Origin of the sequence: Spirosoma utsteinense (assembly GCF_014282275.1) — a bacterium.
Lineage (GTDB): Bacteria > Bacteroidota > Bacteroidia > Cytophagales > Spirosomataceae > Spirosoma > Spirosoma utsteinense.
The window spans coordinates 103,681-122,379 of sequence record NZ_VFIA01000018.1; the positions used below are offsets into that span (position 1 = coordinate 103,681).

Sequence of the window (18,699 nt, forward strand, 5' to 3'; positions counted from 1 at the left end):
AGTTCAATAATTCCCCCATATTTTCTAAAACCTAAACTATTGTTTTATGAAAAACAGTCTACAGCGCAGTTATCGCGTCGTACCGTTACTTTTACTCAGCTGGCTTCTCTGCGTTGGAGCTATAGCTCAGGATCGTCGGGTAACCGGCCGTGTAAAAGACGAGACCGGATCAGGCCTGCCGGGCGTTAGTGTCGTACTGAAGGGTAGCCAGCAAGGTACTACCACCGACTCAGAGGGTCAGTATAATCTGGCGGTTTCCGGCAGCAACCCAACCCTGGTATTTTCCTACGTTGGTTTTATTTCTCAGGAGGTAGCCATTGGTAACCGGACATCGATCGATCTGGCGCTGAAGGCAGACGACAAAGTACTGGATGAAATTGTCGTTATCGGATACGGTACAACTCGTAAGTCTGACCTAACGGGGTCTGTAGCGACAGTAAAGCAGTCACAACTCCAGGAGCGTCCGGCTCCTTCTCTGGCACAGGCTCTTTCAGGCCGTATGCCGGGCGTGCAGGTAAACACCAACTCGGGACGACCAGGCGGACGGACGACCATTCGGGTGCGTGGATTCAGTTCGATCAACTCATCGAACAATCCGCTGTATGTCGTTGATGGCGTGATGTTGCCACAGGGTACACAAGCCCAGTATGGCTCAGCCATCGATTATATCAATCCCAATGACATCGTATCCGTTGAAGTACTCAAAGATGCCTCGTCAACGGCTATCTATGGGGCACGGGGTGCCAATGGCGTTGTGCTGGTTACAACGAAAAAAGGGAAAGCAGGTGAAGGTCAAGTAACTTATAATGCAGACTTCAGCGTTAACACCATCGGACCTAACCGCCCACAGGTGCTGAACGCGCGTGAGTATCTGGCAACAGAAGACCTCGCCTACGCAAACATTGCCAAATACGACCCGGCTGGCTGGGCATCGGGAAAGTACGCCAACCTAAACCCGACACTGCGCCGGACCGATCCCCGCATTTTCGACAGCGCTGGCAACCCGCTCTACGATACCGACTGGTTCAAGGAGTCGACACAGAACAAGCTTTCTCAGAACCACCAGCTTGGATTTAGCGGTGGCAATGAGCGTACCCAGTACTCGCTTTCACTTGGCTACCGGAACGACGAAGGGCTCATCAAAACGTCGTACCTAAAGCGCTACTCCGGTCGGTTCACTATTGACGATCAGGTGAAGAAATGGCTGAAAATCGGCGGTACACTGAGCTATAACAACCAATCAGAAAACATTGTCGATCAAAATGATGCCGTTGCCCGGCAGATTGTAGAAGATTTCCCGTTTCTGCCCGTTCAATACGCTGATGGTACCTATGCTAACAACCGGGACTATCCATCAGCCGAAGGTAGCTTCAGTTCGGTACACCGGCTGATGGGCCGCCGGTATATTCTTAACAGCCAGACCACCCTGGGTAGCCTGTTTACGAATATCAATCTGGCTAAAGGTCTGGAAATGCGTACCGTATTGGGTGCCAACATCCTGACCCAGGAGCAGAACGAGTCACAAACCCGGACGCTGGCAATCGGCGATCAGGGAAATGCCTCGGCCCGCAACCGGAAAGAGAGTTTCTGGTCGCTGGAAAATTACCTGACTTATAACAAACAGTTCAATGAGAAGCATTCGCTGACAGCCTTGTTGGGTATCTCGTGGCAGGAAACGAACTTCTTCCGGATTGCGTCTATCGTTCGTGGTTTCTCGACCGACTACTTTGGGTTCAATAACCTGGGGGCTGGTAGCACAAATCCGCAGGTGGAATCGGATGCTAACCGCTTTGCTTTTAACTCCTACTTCGGACGGGTCAACTACGGTCTTCTCGACAAGTACCTGCTGACAATAACGGGCCGGGCGGATGGTTCCTCCAAATTTGGCGACAACCATAAATTCGCCTTCTTCCCATCGGCAGCTTTAGCCTGGCGGGTTTCGGAAGAAAGTTTCCTGAAAGGCAACCCGGTTGTCTCGAACCTGAAAGTGCGAACCAGCTACGGTCTGACCGGTAACTCTGAGATTCCACCTTACTCATCGCTGGCTCTGTTGCGTTCAAATTACTCCACGGTCTACAACGATATTCGCTTTAGCGGAACAGGAATCGACCGGCTGGCTAACCCGGATCTGCGCTGGGAAAAGACCGCCCAAGCCGATGTGGGTGTCGAACTAGGTCTATTCAAAGGCCGAATCTCGATCGAAGCTGATTACTATTACCGGAAAACAACCGATATGCTCCTCGATGCCCCTGTTCCCCGCACGAGCGGTTATGGCACCATTCGCCGGAATGTTGGGTCTATGCAGAACCAGGGTATCGAATTGGGCATTAATACGGTAAACATCGATGCTGATGGCTTCCAGTGGAATACCGCCTTCAACATTTCAATGAACCGTAATAAAGTGCTTTCGCTGGCTACTCCGTCCGATATATTCGGTGTGGGTGGACCAAGTTTCACCAACCAGACGAATATCATTCGGGTTGGTGAACCTGTTGGCTCGTTCTGGGGGCTTACCCGCCTTGGCGTATGGAGCGAAGCCGAACGGGAAGAAGCGGCCAAGTTCACCAGCTACCGTAGCGGCCTGACCCTACTGCCCGGTGATATCAAATACCTGGACGTAAACGGTGATAAAGCTATTACGGACGCTGACCGCAGCATTATTGGCAATGGCAGTCCTAAAGCGTGGGGCGCTCTGACGAACACCTTCCGATACAAGAATCTAGACCTGACGTTTGAGCTCCAGTATTCATACGGTAACGACGTTATGCTTATGAACCTGCACTCCAGCGAAGATCGCCAGGCCCTGGCTAACAGTTACACGACCGTACTGAATGCCTGGACGCCCCAAAACCAGAATACCCCTATTGCTGAAATACGGGAAACCAGAGCGGGTTATGTAACGAACGTAGACAGCCACTGGATTAAAGATGGATCATTTCTGCGTGGCCGGAACCTGCTCGTGGGCTATACCTTCCCGGCTACCTTCACCAACCGGATCAAGCTAAACCGCCTGCGGGTGTATGCTACAGGACAGAACCTTTTCCTGCTCGTTCGCGACAAAGTCATTGGCGATCCTGAAGTTACGCCCACAAACCAAGGCGACAACAGCAGCGCCTTCACCCAGGGCATGATCTGGCACAACTACCCCAAACCTACAATCTACATGGTTGGCCTACAGGTTGGTTTCTAATTCTTTCATACGATCTTTTAACAGACATCTGATAATGAAACGTACACTACTAACCCGTGCTGGCAAGATAGCTCTTCTGAGCGCCGTCCTGCTTGGCCCGGTCGGCTGCTCTGACTTTCTGGATGAAAAAGCACCGTCGAACCTGACCCCAGACAATTTCTATACCATCCCTGACCATGCCGAAGCAGCTCTGGCAGCCGTTTATACCGATATGCGGTTCATGGGCGACGGATCGGGCATTTTTTCGTCAAACTGGCAATTGCTGGAAGCCCCTACCGGTACCTCCACAACAGAAACGGCGCAGAATTCCGACCTGAACAACCTGTACGGGCTGGTTTACGATGGCAACACCCAGCATGTGGTCAACTACTGGAATGGCCTTTATAAAGTCATTGCTCAGGCTAACCAGCTCCTTGCCAAGGTGCCAGCCATTACACCGATGCCCGAAGCGCAGAAGGCTAAAGTCCTGGGCGAAGCCCGGTTCCTGCGGGCCACAGCTTATTTCATGGCGGTTCGCCTTTGGGGTGACATACCTCTGATCACCGAACCTCAAACGGTGGAGTCGACAAACTTCCTGCCCGACCGCGCTCCACAGGAAGAAGTATATAAGCTCATCGTTGAGGATCTAATTGCGGCCGAAGCGGCTGGTTTACCCTGGACAGATGTAACTGGACGGGTGAACCTGGCAGCAGCCAAGTCGCAACTGGCCCGCGTGTATCTAACCATGGCCGGGTTCCCGCTCAGCAAAGGGGCGTCTTATTACAAACTGGCCGCCGACAAGGCCTTTGAAGTAATTACCTACGCCAATGCCAATCCCACAGCGATCAATCTCTTCAGCACATACGAAGATCTACACAGGGAAAGTACAGAAAACCGGCTGGAGCATATATTCATGCTTCAGTATAATACCCTGGTTGCCGCCAATCCGATGGATAACATGTATCCGAACTTTAAACCGGTGACGTTTAACGGTCCGTCAGGCACGGGCAGCACGGTACCGACGACGGCGTTCTATGCATCGTATGAACCCGGTGATCTGCGCGCTAAAAATCAGGAAGGTTTTTTCTACACCAGTTATTTTACAAATGGCAATGGTGTGCCGTTTGAGTTAGGCGCTCCCTATATTTTCAAGCACTTTAACCGAACAGCTAACGGTACGTCAGGAACAGCAGGTAATCGGTTAAATAATCTCAATGTGCCCCAGATCCGGTATGCTGAAGTACTGTTGATGTATGCCGAAGCTCAGAATGAACTGGGTGCCCCAACTCAAGCAGCTTACGACGCCTTCAAGCGAATTCGGGACCGCGCTAAACTAACGACCCCCGCTCTAGGTACGTATACACAGGCTAGCTTCCGGGAGGCCGTCTGGCGCGAGCGGTGGCATGAACTAGCCTACGAGCAGATTACCTGGTTCGACATGGTGCGCTTACGAAAAGCGTATAATGAAACCACCAATGGGTTCGATAATTTTGTTGGCCATATCAACAAAAGTTCTAACCAGGCCCTCCAGGAGAAACACCTCCTGTTTCCTCTGGGCAAACAGGAAATGCTTAACAACCCGAACTTGAAACCACAGAATCCGGGCTATCCGGGCATTTAATTGATTTTTAATTTCCAACAAAGGCCCCTAATCAAGCTCAGGCATGATTAGGGGCCTTTTGTTTTGAACAGTGATTTATTTGTTCGTCTAATCAGCAAACTACCTAGTTAGAATCGAAACTTAGCTTCCTTTAAGCATTTATACCTAATTATCTATACTCGTTTACCACCTCACCCAAGTTAACAATTATTTTTATGAAACATATTTTACGACGGGCGTACCGCGTCTTGCCGCTCTTTTTACTTTGCTGGCTGTTAGCCGCGGGTGCCTTCGCGCAGGATCGAAAAATTACCGGCCGCATCACCGATGGCAGCGACAACAGCGGACTACCGGGTGCAAACGTAGTCATCAAGGGTACCCAGATCGGGATGGTCACAGATGCTCAAGGTCGCTTCTCGCTCAACGTAGCACCCGGCCGGGATGTACTGACCGTGTCGGCGATTGGTTATGTAGCCCAGGAAATCGCTATTGGCAACCGCACAGAAATCAACGTGGTACTGGCGGCCGATATCAAGACACTAAGTGAAGTAATCGTGACGGGCTACGGTGCCCAGGCGAAACGCGATATTACCGGAGCCGTGGCTACGGTCGACACCAAGCAGCTGCTGTCGATTCCGGCTACCAACGTCGGGCAGGCCTTACAGGGCCGCGTGGCTGGTGTTACGGTGGGTAACGAAAACGCACCGGGTGGTGGCGTCATGGTTCGTATCCGTGGGTTCGGCACCATCAACGATAACTCCCCCCTGTATGTGATCGACGGTGTACCTACCAAGGGGAACCTAAATACCCTGAACCTGGGAGACATCGAGAGCCTGCAGGTGCTGAAAGATGCGTCGGCCGCTTCCATTTATGGTTCGCGGGCGGGTAATGGCGTTGTCATCATCACAACGAAAAAAGGCAAAGCGGGTAAACCTAAGTTCACCTACGACACCTACTACGGTAGCCAGGGCCACGGCAAACTGCTGGATATGCTCAACACCAACGAGTACGCTCAGCTTATTTGGGAATCCCGCAAGAACTCGGGTGTCGTATCGGCCAATGGTAACCCCAACCACTCCCAGTTTGGCAACGGTGCCACACCAACGATTCCCGATTTCATTCTGCCCAGTGGTGTATCGGCCAGCGATCCGCGCGTAGCCCAGGACGCCAACGGCAATTACATAAACTACAACAACGACATCAGCTCCCCGAAGTTTCTGCTCATTACCAAAGCAAACAAAGAGGGTACGAACTGGATGGAAGAAATTTTCCAGACGGCTCCCATGCAAAACCACCAGCTGGGTGTATCGGGCGGCAATGAAGGCGGGCGTTATGCGCTGTCGCTCAACTATTTCGACCAGCAGGGTATCATGAAACACACGGGATACAAGCGTTATTCGCTGCGCTCGAACACGGAGTTCAACGTGACGAAGAAGATCCGTGTAGGCCAGAATTTCCAGGCTGCTTATGGTGAGCGTATCGGGCAACCCAGCGGAAATGGCACCGAGAGCAATCCCATCTCCTTTGCTTACCGGATTCAGCCTATCATTCCGGTCTACGACGTAGCCGGCAACTTCGCAGGAACGCGCGGGGGCGATCTGGACAATGCGTTCAACCCTATGGCCGACCTTTACCGCAATAAAGACAACGTACAGAAAGAAGTCCGACTGTTCGGTAATGCTTTTGCTGAGGTAGACGTTCTGCCCAACCTGACGGCCCGCACCAGTTTTGGTATCGACTACAACCTGTCTAATTACCGCAACTATTCTATCCGTAACATCGAAGCATCTGAAGCACGGGGATCGAACAGCCTCCAGACCAACAACAGCTACGACTGGACCTGGACCTGGTATAACACGCTGACCTACAACATAAACCTGGGTGAGCGCCACCGTTTCAATGTCATTGCGGGTACGGAGTCGATCAAAAGTTACTTCGAATTTTTCGATGCCAGCCGTACGTCCTTTGCCGTGGATGATATCGAGAACCGCTACCTGAGTGCCGGTACGGGGGTTCAAACCAACAACGGAGGGGCGTCGAACTGGCGGCTGGCTTCGGAGTTTGCCAAACTCAATTACGGCCTCGACGACAAATATTTGATCGATCTGACCGTTCGCCGTGACCGTTCGTCGCGTTTTGCCAAGGAGTTCCGCTCGGCGGTATTTCCGGCAGCCAGCGTAGGCTGGCGTCTGTCGAAAGAAGCCTTCATGCGGCCCCTTACGTTTATCGATGATTTCAAAATACGGGCAGGCTACGGACAGACCGGCAACCAGGAAATTGGCAACTACAACTCCTTCACGCAGTTCAGCACCAATCCGATTACGTCGTTCTACGACATCAACGGGACCCGCACATCGGCTGTGCCAGGCTATGAGCTGACCCAGTTCGGTAATGCCAAAGCCAAATGGGAAACCACAACCAGCCTGAACATCGGCTTCGACGCCAGCCTGCTCAAAAACCGGCTGAGCGTAGCCTTCGACTGGTATACCCGCACCACCTCCGACATGCTGTTCCCCGTATCGGCACCACTGACGCAGGGTGTAGCAGTAAACCCGTTCCAGAACATCGGTACGATGCGCAACCGGGGTGTCGATCTGATGATCAACTATGGCGACAAGATTGGCAGCAGCGGCCTGACGTATAATGTAGGTGCCAACTTCAGCACATACCGCAACGTCGTGACCAAAACCACCGGCGACCCGAACACGCAGTACTTTGGCATTAACGATGAGCGGATTCAGAACTTCGTGGTTACCCAGCAGGGCTTCCCCATCTCGTCGTTCTACGGCTATACCATCGATGGTATTTTCCAGACTAACGAAGAAGCAAAGGCCTATCCCGTTCAATTTGGTAATGCCACCAGTGAAAACGTGGCCGGCCGGTTCAAATTCCGGGACATCAACGGCGATGGTGTGATCAACTCCAAGGACCAGAGCATCATCGGCAACCCGCATCCCAGCTTCAACTACGGGGTGAACCTGAGCCTGAACTACAAAGGCTTCGGCCTGACCGTATTCGGACAGGGCGTTCAGGGCAACCAGATTTTCAACTACACCAAATACTGGACCGACTTCCCAACATTTGCCGGCAACCGCAGCACCCGGATGCTGTACCAGTCGTGGCGGCCGGGCAGTATCGATGCTATCCTGCCCCAACTCCGGTCGAGCGATCAGGTCAGCATTCAGCCATCGACTTATTACCTCGAAAGCGGTTCGTACTTCCGTTTGAAAAATGTCCAGTTGACCTACCAGCTCCCACAGGCGCTACTGTCGCGGTTACGCATGGGCGCTACGTCGGTGTACGTACAGGGCCAGAATCTGCTTACGTCCACCAAGTACTCAGGACTTGATCCGGAAATTAACCTGCGTAACTACTCAGCGGGTAACGACCGCCAGATTGGCGTCGACGGTGGTTCGTATCCGGTAGCCAAAACCATTCTGGTCGGTCTGAATCTGTCATTTTAATCCATAAGGTGTAGGGTATAACCAGCTTGCGAGCTTACCAGATTCGCACTGCCGAAGTACCGCTCCAATCCTTCATAAACGGTAACCATGAAAAAACCAACCATACTCATAACCACACTTTGTCTGGCTGTAGCTTCTGCCTGCTCCGACAAATTTCTGGATGTACAGCCCAAAGCTGCGCTGGCCGTGACAACGCTGCAAAACAAGACAGGCGTCAACTCCCTGCTCATTGGTGCCTACGCTCTTCTCGATGGCTGGGCCACTCCCGAAGGTGCCTATCGCTCCTATCAGGCCGGGGCCGATAACTGGGTCTATGGCAGTGTAGCGTCCGATGATGCGTATAAAGGCACCAATGCGGGCGACCAACCCCCTATTTCCCTCATCGAGCAGGGCCTTATCCAGTCCGACAATATCTACTTCCGGGGCAAATGGCGGGGCATGTACGATGGCATTGCCCGCACGAACGATGTATTGCAGACGTTGGCAGTGGTCAAAGATGCATCAGAAGCGGAACAGGCGCAGATTACAGCTGAAGCGCGGTTTCTGCGGGGTCATTTCCATTTTGAACTCAAAAAAATGTTCAATATGGTCCCGTATATCGATGAAAAGATCTACAACCCCAATGATCTGGAAAGTACCAAGCTGCCTAACAACGAAGACATCTGGCCAAAGATCGTAGCCGATCTGAAAGCCGCCTATGATGTGTTGCCGCTGAAACAAACACAGGTGGGCCGACCTACTAAATGGGCCGCTGCCGCTACGCTGGCGAAAGCCTACCTGTTTCAGAAAAAATACGCTGAAGCCAAGACATTGCTCGAAGCCATTGTAGCCAGTGGGCAGTACCAGCTGATGCCTAACTACCACGATAACTTCCGGGCCGTAACGAACAACAATGCCGAGTCTATTTTTGAAGTGCAGTACTCCGTCAACGACGGTGCTTCGGGCGGTGAAAATGGCAATGCTGGTTCTACCCTGAATTACCCCTATGGTGGCGGGGGCGTAACGACCTGCTGCGGTTTCTTCCAGCCTTCGCAGAATCTGGTGAACGCTTTCAAAACCGACGCCACCGGACTGCCTCTGCTCGACACCTTCAATGCTTCGGACGTAACCAGCGACCAGGGTATCGAGTCGGATAAGGCCTTCACACCGTATGCCGGCCCGGTCGATCCGCGTCTGGACTGGACGGTAGGCCGCCGGGGCGTTCAATTCCTGGACTGGGGCGTCCATGCGGGCAAGAGTTACGTTCGTGACCAGGCCTATGGCGGCCCTTATTCGCCCAAGAAACACGTTATGTACCGGTCCGATGTTGGTACTAACACCTTTGCCGGTAACCCCCGTTTGAATGCCAATAACTACCGCATGATCCGCTACGACCACGTGTTGCTGTGGCTGGCCGAAATCGAAGTAGAGATCGGTGATTTGGAAAAAGCACGCGCCTACGTCAATCAGGTCCGGAAACGGGCTGCCAACCCCGACGGTTTTGTTAAGAATCCGGATGGGAAAGCCGCTGCCAATTATGTCATCAGCGAGTATACAGCGGCCTGGAGCAGCAAAGAGGTAGCCCGTAAGGCCGTACAGTTCGAGCAGCGGTTAGAGTTCGCCATGGAAGGCCACCGCCGGTTCGATCTGGTACGCTGGGGTATTGCAGCGCCTACGCTGAACGCTTACTATGCTGCTGAAGGCAAAAAGCGTTCTTATCTGAACGGTGTTCAATTTGTCGAGAAGAAGCATGAGTACTTCCCTATTCCCATTCAGGAAATTCTGAACAGCAAGAAGGGATCGACCATAACTCTGACACAAAATCCGGGCTATTAAGTCATCTGGTTTAGTCTGGATCAGTACGTAAGTGGGCAATGGGTAAGTATAGCTTACCCGTTGCCCACTTTTGTTTTCTGTAAACCCATGCGCCCATGCTCCGTTCTTCTGCCTCCTCCAATCGTCGGCTGTTTCTCAAACAGGCGGCCGGATTAGCTGTCTTTTCTATCGTGCCGCGCCACGTGCTCGGGCGCGGCTTTCTGGCTCCCAGCGACCAGATTGCAGTAGGTTTTATTGGCTTGGGCAAGCAGAGTGGCGGGCTGCGCAAACAATTCCTGCAAAACAACGCCCGTGTTATGGCTGCGTGCGATGTTGATACCCGAAAAGTAACGGCCTTCTCAGCAGCCGTAAACGAACACTACGCTAGCCAGGCCAACGCCAGTTCATACAAAGGCTGTCTCCTGTATGACGACTACCGGAAACTCCTCGATAACAAGAGCATTGACGCGGTTGTCATTGCCACCCCCGACCACTGGCATAGTGTAATAGCCATTCAGGCGGCTAAAGCCGGGAAAGATATTTACTGCGAGAAACCCCTGGCGCTCACCATTACCGAGGGGCGCGACATGGTCAAAGCCACCCGGCGTTACAAGCGCATTTTCCAGACGGGCAGTATGCAGCGGTCATGGCCCGAGTTCCGGCAGGCGGTCGAACTGGTACGCAACGGCTTTATCGGTGAGGTGAAAACGGTCAACGTCAACGTAGGTGGGCCACCCCGCCCCTGGGATCTGGAAGCTCAGACCCTGCCCGCCGGCCTGAACTGGGATGCCTGGCTCGGCCCAAATACTGTTACCCGGCCTTATAATAACGTCTTATTGCCTACCCCAGTAGACAAGTTCTGGGGCCAGTGGCGCGACATCGACGAGTTTGGCGGGGGCGGCATGACCGACTGGGGCGCACACATGTTCGATATTGCGCAGTGGGGATTAGGAATGGATGAGTCCGGGCCCGTCGACCTGACCGTGCCGACGGATGGCAGCGGCAAAGGCCTTGTTTACCGTTACGCAAACGGGGTTGTTATGAATCATCTGCCGGTAGAGGGTAAGCAATTTTGCGAGTTTATCGGCAGCGAAGGCGAAGTAAAAGTGGCACGGGGCGAACTCACGACCACGCCGGTTGGCCTGAAAGATAGATCCATTGGCGAAAGCGAGCGTAAAGTCTATTTCAGCGACAACCATTACAAAGACTTCCTGGATGCCATCCGTAGCCGCAAAAACCCCATCTGCGACGTCGAAGTGGGTCACCGTACCGCCAGCGTCTGCACGATCGGTAATATTGCTTACCGACTCAAACGACCCCTCCGCTGGAACCCGGCTACCGAGAAATTCCAAAACGACCCCGAAGCAAACCAACTCCTCAGTCGGCCCATGCGAAAGGAGTGGTCAGTCTAAAAATCGCTATCTTTGCGGCTTCATTGACTGAAACCGAATGACGCTGCACGTTCTCCATCTCGACGAACTCGACACTGTAGCCCACCAGCTGCTGGCAGAAGGGCGCCGAAAAACGGTGTGGCTATTCGAAGGTGGCATGGGTGCGGGCAAAACCACACTCATCAAAGCACTATGCCGGGCACTGGGTGTGGTCAGTATGGTCCAGAGCCCTACCTTTTCCATTGTAAACGAATACACGACCCACGAGGGCAAATCCATTTACCATTTCGACTGTTACCGGCTTCGCAACGAGGCTGAGGCATTGGACATTGGTATTGAGGAATATTTCGACACGGGGGCGTATTGCTTTATTGAGTGGCCTGAAAATATCAGCGCCTTATGGCCCGCCACCTACTACCAGATTCGCCTGACGACAGATCTGGACAATAGGCGGACGGTAGAAACAGAACTAATCAACTAGTTTTTAGGTGTTTGCGTGTTTAGGCTATTTCGCTCCCGAAAACCAGCATAAAGACGAAAACACACAGACACATAAAAACACGCTTTTCCTGCATGACCGGATTTGAGGAGTTGGCCAAGCAAACGGCCCTTTACCCGAAAGAGTCGCCGTTGGCCGTTAAGACCAACCGAAACAGCCTGCTTATTGGCTTGCCTAAGGAAGTTGCACTTCAGGAGAACCGCATTGCGCTAACCCCCGAAGCCGTTGCTATTCTCGTCCGGAACGGCCACAAGGTGATCGTTGAAAAAGGCGCGGGCGAGAAAGCCAAATTTCCCGATGACGAGTACAGCGAAGCAGGCGCTCAGATTGCCTACTCGCCCAACGAAGTCTACGAAGCCAACCTGATTCTGAAGATAGAGCCGCTTATCGACGGTGAATTTGAGATGATCAAGTCAGGCAGCACCGTTATCTCGGCCCTCAACTTACCTGCCCACGAGCGGAGCTACTTTGAGAAGATTAACGAAAAAAGCCTGACCGCTTTCGGCTACGAATACATTGAAGACCAGGCGGGTGGCATGCCAATTATCCGCTCCATGAGTGAGATTGCAGGCAGTACCGTTATGCTTATTGCGGGTGAGTACCTGACCAATGCCGACAATGGCCGGGGCATAATCCTGGGGGGTATTACGGGAGTTCCACCAACCAAGGTAGTTATGCTCGGCGCGGGCACAGTTACCGAGTATGCCGTTCGCACCTGCCTGGGTATGGGGGCCGATATTAAAGTATTCGACAAACACCTGTACAAGTTACAACGGCTTAAATATACCGTTGGCCAGCACGTCTACACCTCGATCATCGACTCCGATACGCTCGCCGAAGCTATCCAGCGGGCCGATGTGGTGGTGGGGGCCATGCGCGCCGAGAATGGCATGAGCCCCGTAGTGGTAACGGAGGAGATGATTGGCCGGATGAAACCCGACTCGATCATCATCGACGTTTCCATTGACCAGGGTGGTAACTTCGAAACCTCGCGCATGACGACGCATAAGCACCCCACCTTCAAACACATGGGCGTAATCCATTACTGCGTACCCAACATCGCTGCGCGCGTCGCCTATACGGCTAGTATGGCGCTGAGCAACATTTTCCTGCCGTTTCTGCTGGAAACCGGAACTACGGGCGGTATCGAACAGATGATGTATGCGAACCGTTGGTTTATGAAAGGTGTTTATGCACATAAGGGAACGCTCACCAACGCCTACATCGCTCGCAAGTTCAATATGCGGTTTAAAGATCTGGACCTGTTGTTGGCCGCCCGGTTTTAGAAAAAGTCGAAGAGTCATAAGTCCTAAGGAGCACCACGAATCAACACTTACGACTCTTCGACTAACACGACTTATGACTTTTTAACATGATCAACCATAGCAACGAAAATACCCTGCTCGACGATGCTAATTCGTACGACGTCAATAAACAGTTGATGGGTGCCATTTCGTCGGATTTTATAAAAGTTTCGGATCAGCTGAAAGACGCGTCCTATCAGATCAGGACCCGGGGTTTCTCTGACTTCCCGGTTTTTGTGGCCTCGCGTCGCGACATTCCCGTTGGGCAGTTGCTCATCGGAGCGACGGAATTAGATAACCAGTGGAATTACAAAGCGTCGTTTCTGGACGAGTTTATTCAACGGGAGTTGATTGGCCCGGACTCTGTCGACCTATGGAAAGAGAACTATAAAAAGCCCGACGAATACTGTTGCCTGTTCGTTGTTCATGGCGATTTCGCCGGGTTTGTCTACATTCCCTATCCCGAAGACTAGCAGCAGCTTTTACCTGTTTTTGAACGCCGGATCCTGTACAGGATCCGGCTTTTTTTGTCTCTGTTCCAGGATAGGAACAGCAATTCGGGCACGTAAAATCCAGCCTACATTCTATTTCTTATCAATGATACTTTTTGGGGAAATTGCCGAACGAATGAACCGCCATTTAGGGTCGTATTAACAGGGGTTCAGGTTTGAGCGGAAACGACATACGGAAAGCCCCTGACAGGCCCTCAGAACCCTTCTGATTGACCGTTTGAGCGACAACCGGCACTAAAATCAATTTTTGTCCGTATTCGCCGAATCTTGCCGGACAGGGTAGGAAAAGACACTTTTTTTTTGTATTTTTACAATCTGTAATGCATATACGCCGACCCCGTTTTATGCGTCTCCAAGAACGCTTTTTTTGACATCATCTGAATTTGATATGACCAACGAACTGATTGAAGCAGACACCCCCATTGAGGCTGCATTAGGCAACTATGGTGCTGATAACATTCAAGTGCTGGAAGGACTGGAAGCCGTTCGTAAACGCCCCGCCATGTATATTGGCGATGTTGGTATTCGCGGACTGCATCACCTGATCTGGGAAGTCGTGGATAACGCCATCGACGAAGCACTGGCGGGTTTCTGCGACAAAATAACCGTAACGATCAACCCCGACAACTCTGTTACCGTACAGGACAACGGCCGGGGTATCCCGACTGGCATTAACACCAAGATGGGCGTTTCGGCCCTGCAGGTGGTGATGACCGTACTTCACGCGGGCGGCAAGTTCGATAAAGACACGTATAAGGTATCCGGTGGTCTGCACGGCGTGGGGGTATCCTGCGTCAACGCCCTTTCAACCGATCTGCGGGTTGAAGTACACCGTGAAGGCAAAATATTCGAGCAGGCCTATAAAACAGGCTTCCCCCAATATGACGTTCGCGTCGTTGGTGACGCTACCGACTCCGGCACGATTGTTCATTTTAAGCCGGATGACACGATCTTCACCGAGACCGTTTACCGCTACGAGACCGTAGCCGGCCGTCTGCGCGAACTGGCCTACCTCAATAAAGGCATCCATATTTTCCTGAACGACCTGCGTGAACTGGACGAAAACGGAGAGCCTGTCAACAAAGACGATTTCTTCTCGGAAGGTGGCCTGGTCGAGTTCGTACAGTTCTTGGATCAGACCCGTCCTTCGCTCGATGGGATGAAGCCGGTATACATGGAAAGTGACAAAGGCCCGACACCGGTACAGGTGGCGCTCGTGTACAACTACGAGGCTGGTGAGAACGTCATGTCCTATGTTAACAACATCAGCACCGTTGAAGGTGGTACACACGTACAGGGTTTCCGATCGGCACTGACACGAGTTCTGAAAAACTATGCCGACAAAAACCCCGGTGTGTTACCCAAGAACTCAGGAAAAGTAACGTTCACCGGCGAAGATTTCCGGAAAGGCCTGACCGCCGTTATCTCAGTAAAAGTAGCCGAGCCCCAGTTTGAAGGGCAGACTAAAACCAAACTGGGTAATCAGGACGTGGTGAGTGCGGTTAGCCAGGCCATGGCCGACCTGCTCGAAACCTGGCTGGAGGAAAACCCGAACACGGCGAAAGGTATCGTCAAGAAAGTACTTGTATCCGCTCAGGCGCGTATTGCTGCCGATCTGGCTTACAAGCGCATCATGACCGAGCGCAAAGACTTTATGGGCGGCATGGGACTACCCGGCAAACTCGCCGACTGCTCCGATACCGATCCGGAAAAGTGTGAACTCTATCTGGTGGAGGGCGACTCGGCTGGCGGCACCGCCAAGCAGGGCCGTAACCGGGCGTTCCAGGCAATCCTGCCCTTACGTGGTAAGATCCTGAACGTTGAAAAGGCAATGGAACACCGGATCTACGAGAACGAAGAGATCAAGAACATCTGGACAGCGCTGGGTATCCGGCTCGAAAAGAAGGATGATGAAACGGTGATGAACCTGGAGAAACTGCGGTACCACAAAATCATTATCATGACCGATGCCGACGTTGATGGCAGCCACATCCGGACATTGATCCTGACGCTGTTCTACCGCAACATGAAAGCGCTGATCGACAACGGCTACATTTATATCGCCCAGCCACCGTTCTACCTCGTGAAGAAAGGCAAGGAAGAACGGTATTGCTGGACTGAAGCCCAACGGGAAGCGGCCGTTAAAGAACTGGCGGGCAGTGGCCGTGAAGAAAACGTGAACGTGCAGCGCTATAAGGGTCTGGGTGAAATGAACGCCGAACAGCTCTGGAGTACAACGATGGACCCCGATCGACGGAGTCTTAAGCTCGTAACGGTAGAGTCGGCGGCCGACGCCGACCATGTGTTTTCGACCTTGATGGGTGATGAGGTAGCCCCCCGTCGAGAATTTATCGAACGAAACGCTAAATACGCCCGGATTGACGTTTAACATAATTATAACAGAAAGCGGGCATAAAAGCCCGCTTTTTTTGTTGTAATTGAACTCCTTCTACTATCCGTATGCGTTATTCCATAAACTCAAACCGTACCATATTGGGTAACCTCGTTTCCCGGTTTACCCAACGTACGCCCGATAAAGCCACGGCGGCCCCTGATAAAATGGCGAAGGTAAGCGAGAAAGTAAGCACCGTCATCGACCAGAGTAACTACCTGAGTCGTGACCTGAGCTGGTTAAAATTTAATGAGCGGGTACTCGATCAGGCCCGTAGCCAGCAAGTCCCGCTGGAAAATCGTACGCTTATGGAACGGCTCAAGTTCCTGGCGATATCGGCCTCTAACCTCGACGAATTCTTCATGATTCGCGTCGGTAGCCTCTATAATTACCTGGACTACCACAAGCAGCGGGTCGACTATTCGGGGTTGCGCGAAATACCCTTCCGGAAAGCCTTATTCAGCACGTCCCAGCAGTTTTTTAAAGATCAGCAAACTGTTTTCACGGAGCAGCTACTACCCCTCTTCGCCGAAAATGGATTGCAGTTGAGTAACTACATCGATCTGACTGCCGATGAACAGGCCGAAGCCGTAAATTATTTCGACCGGGCCATCTATCCAACGCTAACCCCGATGCTGTATGACTATACGCATACGTTTCCGGTTCTGCTCGCTAAGGTCCTGATCTTTGGCGTTGTTACCCAGAATCCGGATGGGGCTGGCGGACTTCAAAGCATGCGCTCGGAAGATGAAGATGATCGACAACGGTTGTCTTTTGTTCAGATCCCATCCAACCTGCCGCGCTTTCTATCCTTTGAGCGGGAAGAAGATGGAGACATCCGGATTCTGTTCCTGCCTATCGAGGAAATCATCCGGCATAATATCAAGAAGCTGTATCGCAATGTTGAGCTTACATCGGTAAACCTGTTTCGCATTACGCGCAACGGTGATTTTACCCTTGATGAGAACGACGATGACGAAGTCGATTTCATCGATGAGGTTCGCCAGAAAATCAAGAACCGACGGTTGGGACGGGTTACCCGCGTAGAGGTTGAAACCGATGGCAAAGGAGGAGTCGGGTCTCCCTGGATGCTCAATCTGCTCAAGAAACGGTGGGAAATCGATGATCTCAATATTTTCGAGTCAGCTACATTACTCGATTTTTCGGCGTTCTGGCAAATCATCGGCAATCCTGAATTTAAGGACGATATGCCCCGGCAACATGCGCCCGTCCCGCCCCTGGGTTTGGGTCGTGATAAGAATGATAACATCTTCGACATAATCAAACAGCGCGATCTGCTGTTACATCATCCCTATAATAATTTCGAGCCGGTGTTACAGCTGCTCGAACAGGCGGCTGAAGACCCGAACGTGCTGGCTATCAAGATTACCGTCTACCGCCTGGCCAAACGTTCACGCATTACTGAAGCACTGCTGAAGGCCGCCGAAAACGGCAAGCACGTGTCGGTCCTGTTCGAAGTCAAAGCTCGTTTCGACGAAGAGAACAATATCCGGGAAGCACAGCGGCTGCAAAAAGCAGGCTGTTTTGTCATCTATGGCATCAGCCGGTTCAAGACACATACCAAGTTGCTGCTGGTGGTTCGCAATGAAGGGAGCCGGGTAGTCCGTTATGCTCATATGGCAACCGGAAATTACAACGAGGACACCTCGAAACTGTATACCGACATTGGCCTGCTGACGACAAATGAAATCTACACGCACGACATCTCCGAGTTTTTCAACGTCATCACCGGCCACTCGCTACCCAATGAGTATCAATACCTTATTACAGCTCCACGCGACATGCGCGAGCAGTTATTGAGGCTTATTAAGGTAGAAGCCGACAATGCGCAGCGCGGTTTGCCGAGCGGTATCTGCATAAAAGCCAATTCACTCGAAGACAAACTCGTTATCGATGCGTTATATAAAGCGTCTCAGGCGGGCGTACCCATCCGGCTCATCATCCGAAGTATCTGCTGCCTGCGACCCAAACGAGCTGGCTTAAGCGAGAATATTTCGGTACGGTCGATTGTGGGCGATTTCCTGGAACACACCCGCATCTATTATTTCCACAACAATGGCGACGCGAAAGTATACGGAGGCAGCGCCGACGTGATGGTCCGCAGCTTCGACCGGCGCATTGAGTCCCTGTTTTTCCTGGCCGATCCACGTGTGAAGCAGCTGGCAGTTACTATTCTGGCCTACAACCTGCGCGACAACGTCAACACCTATGAATTACAGGAAGACGGCGGTTTCCTGAAGTGTGAGGTCCCCGCAGGCAGCGAACCGTTCAATATCCACGAGCGCTTCTTCGAGGTTACCGAGAAAGAAGTGTCGGATGCCCGGCTATTCGACCCAACAATCAAACCAGCCGGAATTGCTGAAATCGAGGAAGAATACCAGGAAGGGGCCGAGCGAGCCATCGCTAACATCTGAGCCGTAAAAAAGAGGGAGTAAAGACGAAAGCAGAACGTGACGAAAGCATCCGGTCAGGAATTCGTTCATCACGTCCTGCTTTCATCTTTACTCCCTCTTTTTTACCTATCTTCGCCGACTAACTGCAACTTCGTCTTAA

10 protein-coding genes are annotated in these 18,699 nt (G+C 52.2%); all 10 read left to right on the top strand.

Annotation, left to right across the window (positions count from 1 at the left end; all coding sequences use genetic code 11):
- Nucleotides 1-46: 46 nt before the first annotated feature.
- Nucleotides 47-3,190 carry a SusC/RagA family TonB-linked outer membrane protein gene (locus FH603_RS15645; protein WP_186738468.1) on the top strand — a complete coding sequence of 1,048 codons (3,144 nt, stop codon included), beginning with the start codon at nt 47-49 and terminating at the stop codon, nt 3,188-3,190.
- Between the two features lie 34 nt (nt 3,191-3,224).
- Entirely contained in the window at nt 3,225-4,790 is a 1,566-nt protein-coding gene (locus tag FH603_RS15650; protein ID WP_186738469.1) for a RagB/SusD family nutrient uptake outer membrane protein, read from the top strand.
- Between the two features lie 194 nt (nt 4,791-4,984).
- Nucleotides 4,985-8,233: a SusC/RagA family TonB-linked outer membrane protein gene (locus tag FH603_RS15655; RefSeq protein WP_186738470.1), complete on the top strand. Its 3,249-nt coding sequence runs from the start codon at nt 4,985-4,987 to the stop codon at nt 8,231-8,233.
- A gap of 87 nt (nt 8,234-8,320) precedes the next feature.
- Complete coding sequence (locus FH603_RS15660) at nt 8,321-10,048, top strand: RagB/SusD family nutrient uptake outer membrane protein (protein WP_186738471.1); 1,728 nt, start codon at nt 8,321-8,323, stop codon at nt 10,046-10,048.
- Between the two features lie 95 nt (nt 10,049-10,143).
- Entirely contained in the window at nt 10,144-11,439 is a 1,296-nt protein-coding gene (locus tag FH603_RS15665; RefSeq protein ID WP_186738472.1) for a Gfo/Idh/MocA family protein, read from the top strand.
- A gap of 37 nt (nt 11,440-11,476) precedes the next feature.
- Nucleotides 11,477-11,899, top strand: coding sequence for a tRNA (adenosine(37)-N6)-threonylcarbamoyltransferase complex ATPase subunit type 1 TsaE (gene tsaE / locus FH603_RS15670; protein WP_186738473.1), 423 nt, complete (start codon nt 11,477-11,479; stop codon nt 11,897-11,899).
- Nucleotides 11,900-11,991: 92 nt separating this feature from the next.
- Nucleotides 11,992-13,203 carry an alanine dehydrogenase gene (locus FH603_RS15675; protein WP_186738474.1) on the top strand — a complete coding sequence of 404 codons (1,212 nt, stop codon included), beginning with the start codon at nt 11,992-11,994 and terminating at the stop codon, nt 13,201-13,203.
- A gap of 86 nt (nt 13,204-13,289) precedes the next feature.
- Nucleotides 13,290-13,694, top strand: coding sequence for a hypothetical protein (locus tag FH603_RS15680; RefSeq protein WP_186738475.1), 405 nt, complete (start codon nt 13,290-13,292; stop codon nt 13,692-13,694).
- A gap of 427 nt (nt 13,695-14,121) precedes the next feature.
- Nucleotides 14,122-16,122, top strand: coding sequence for a DNA topoisomerase (ATP-hydrolyzing) subunit B (gene gyrB / locus FH603_RS15685; protein ID WP_186738476.1), 2,001 nt, complete (start codon nt 14,122-14,124; stop codon nt 16,120-16,122).
- 71 nt (nt 16,123-16,193) lie between these two features.
- Nucleotides 16,194-18,560, top strand: a complete 2,367-nt coding sequence (gene ppk1 / locus FH603_RS15690) for a polyphosphate kinase 1 (RefSeq protein ID WP_186738477.1) — start codon at nt 16,194-16,196, stop codon at nt 18,558-18,560.
- Nucleotides 18,561-18,699: the final 139 nt, after the last annotated feature.

Excerpts from the sequence above, each read along its gene's own strand:
- FH603_RS15655 (WP_186738470.1), top strand. The coding sequence starts at position 4,985 with ATGAAACATATTTTACGACGGGCGTACCGCGTCTTGCCGCTCTTTTTA.
- FH603_RS15675 (WP_186738474.1), top strand. The coding sequence starts at position 11,992 with ATGACCGGATTTGAGGAGTTGGCCAAGCAAACGGCCCTTTACCCGAAA.
- FH603_RS15660 (WP_186738471.1), top strand. The coding sequence starts at position 8,321 with ATGAAAAAACCAACCATACTCATAACCACACTTTGTCTGGCTGTAGCT.
- FH603_RS15650 (WP_186738469.1), top strand. The coding sequence starts at position 3,225 with ATGAAACGTACACTACTAACCCGTGCTGGCAAGATAGCTCTTCTGAGC.
- gyrB (WP_186738476.1), top strand. The coding sequence starts at position 14,122 with ATGACCAACGAACTGATTGAAGCAGACACCCCCATTGAGGCTGCATTA.
- tsaE (WP_186738473.1), top strand. The coding sequence starts at position 11,477 with ATGACGCTGCACGTTCTCCATCTCGACGAACTCGACACTGTAGCCCAC.
- FH603_RS15645 (WP_186738468.1), top strand. The coding sequence starts at position 47 with ATGAAAAACAGTCTACAGCGCAGTTATCGCGTCGTACCGTTACTTTTA.
- FH603_RS15665 (WP_186738472.1), top strand. The coding sequence starts at position 10,144 with ATGCTCCGTTCTTCTGCCTCCTCCAATCGTCGGCTGTTTCTCAAACAG.
- FH603_RS15680 (WP_186738475.1), top strand. The coding sequence starts at position 13,290 with ATGATCAACCATAGCAACGAAAATACCCTGCTCGACGATGCTAATTCG.
- ppk1 (WP_186738477.1), top strand. The coding sequence starts at position 16,194 with ATGCGTTATTCCATAAACTCAAACCGTACCATATTGGGTAACCTCGTT.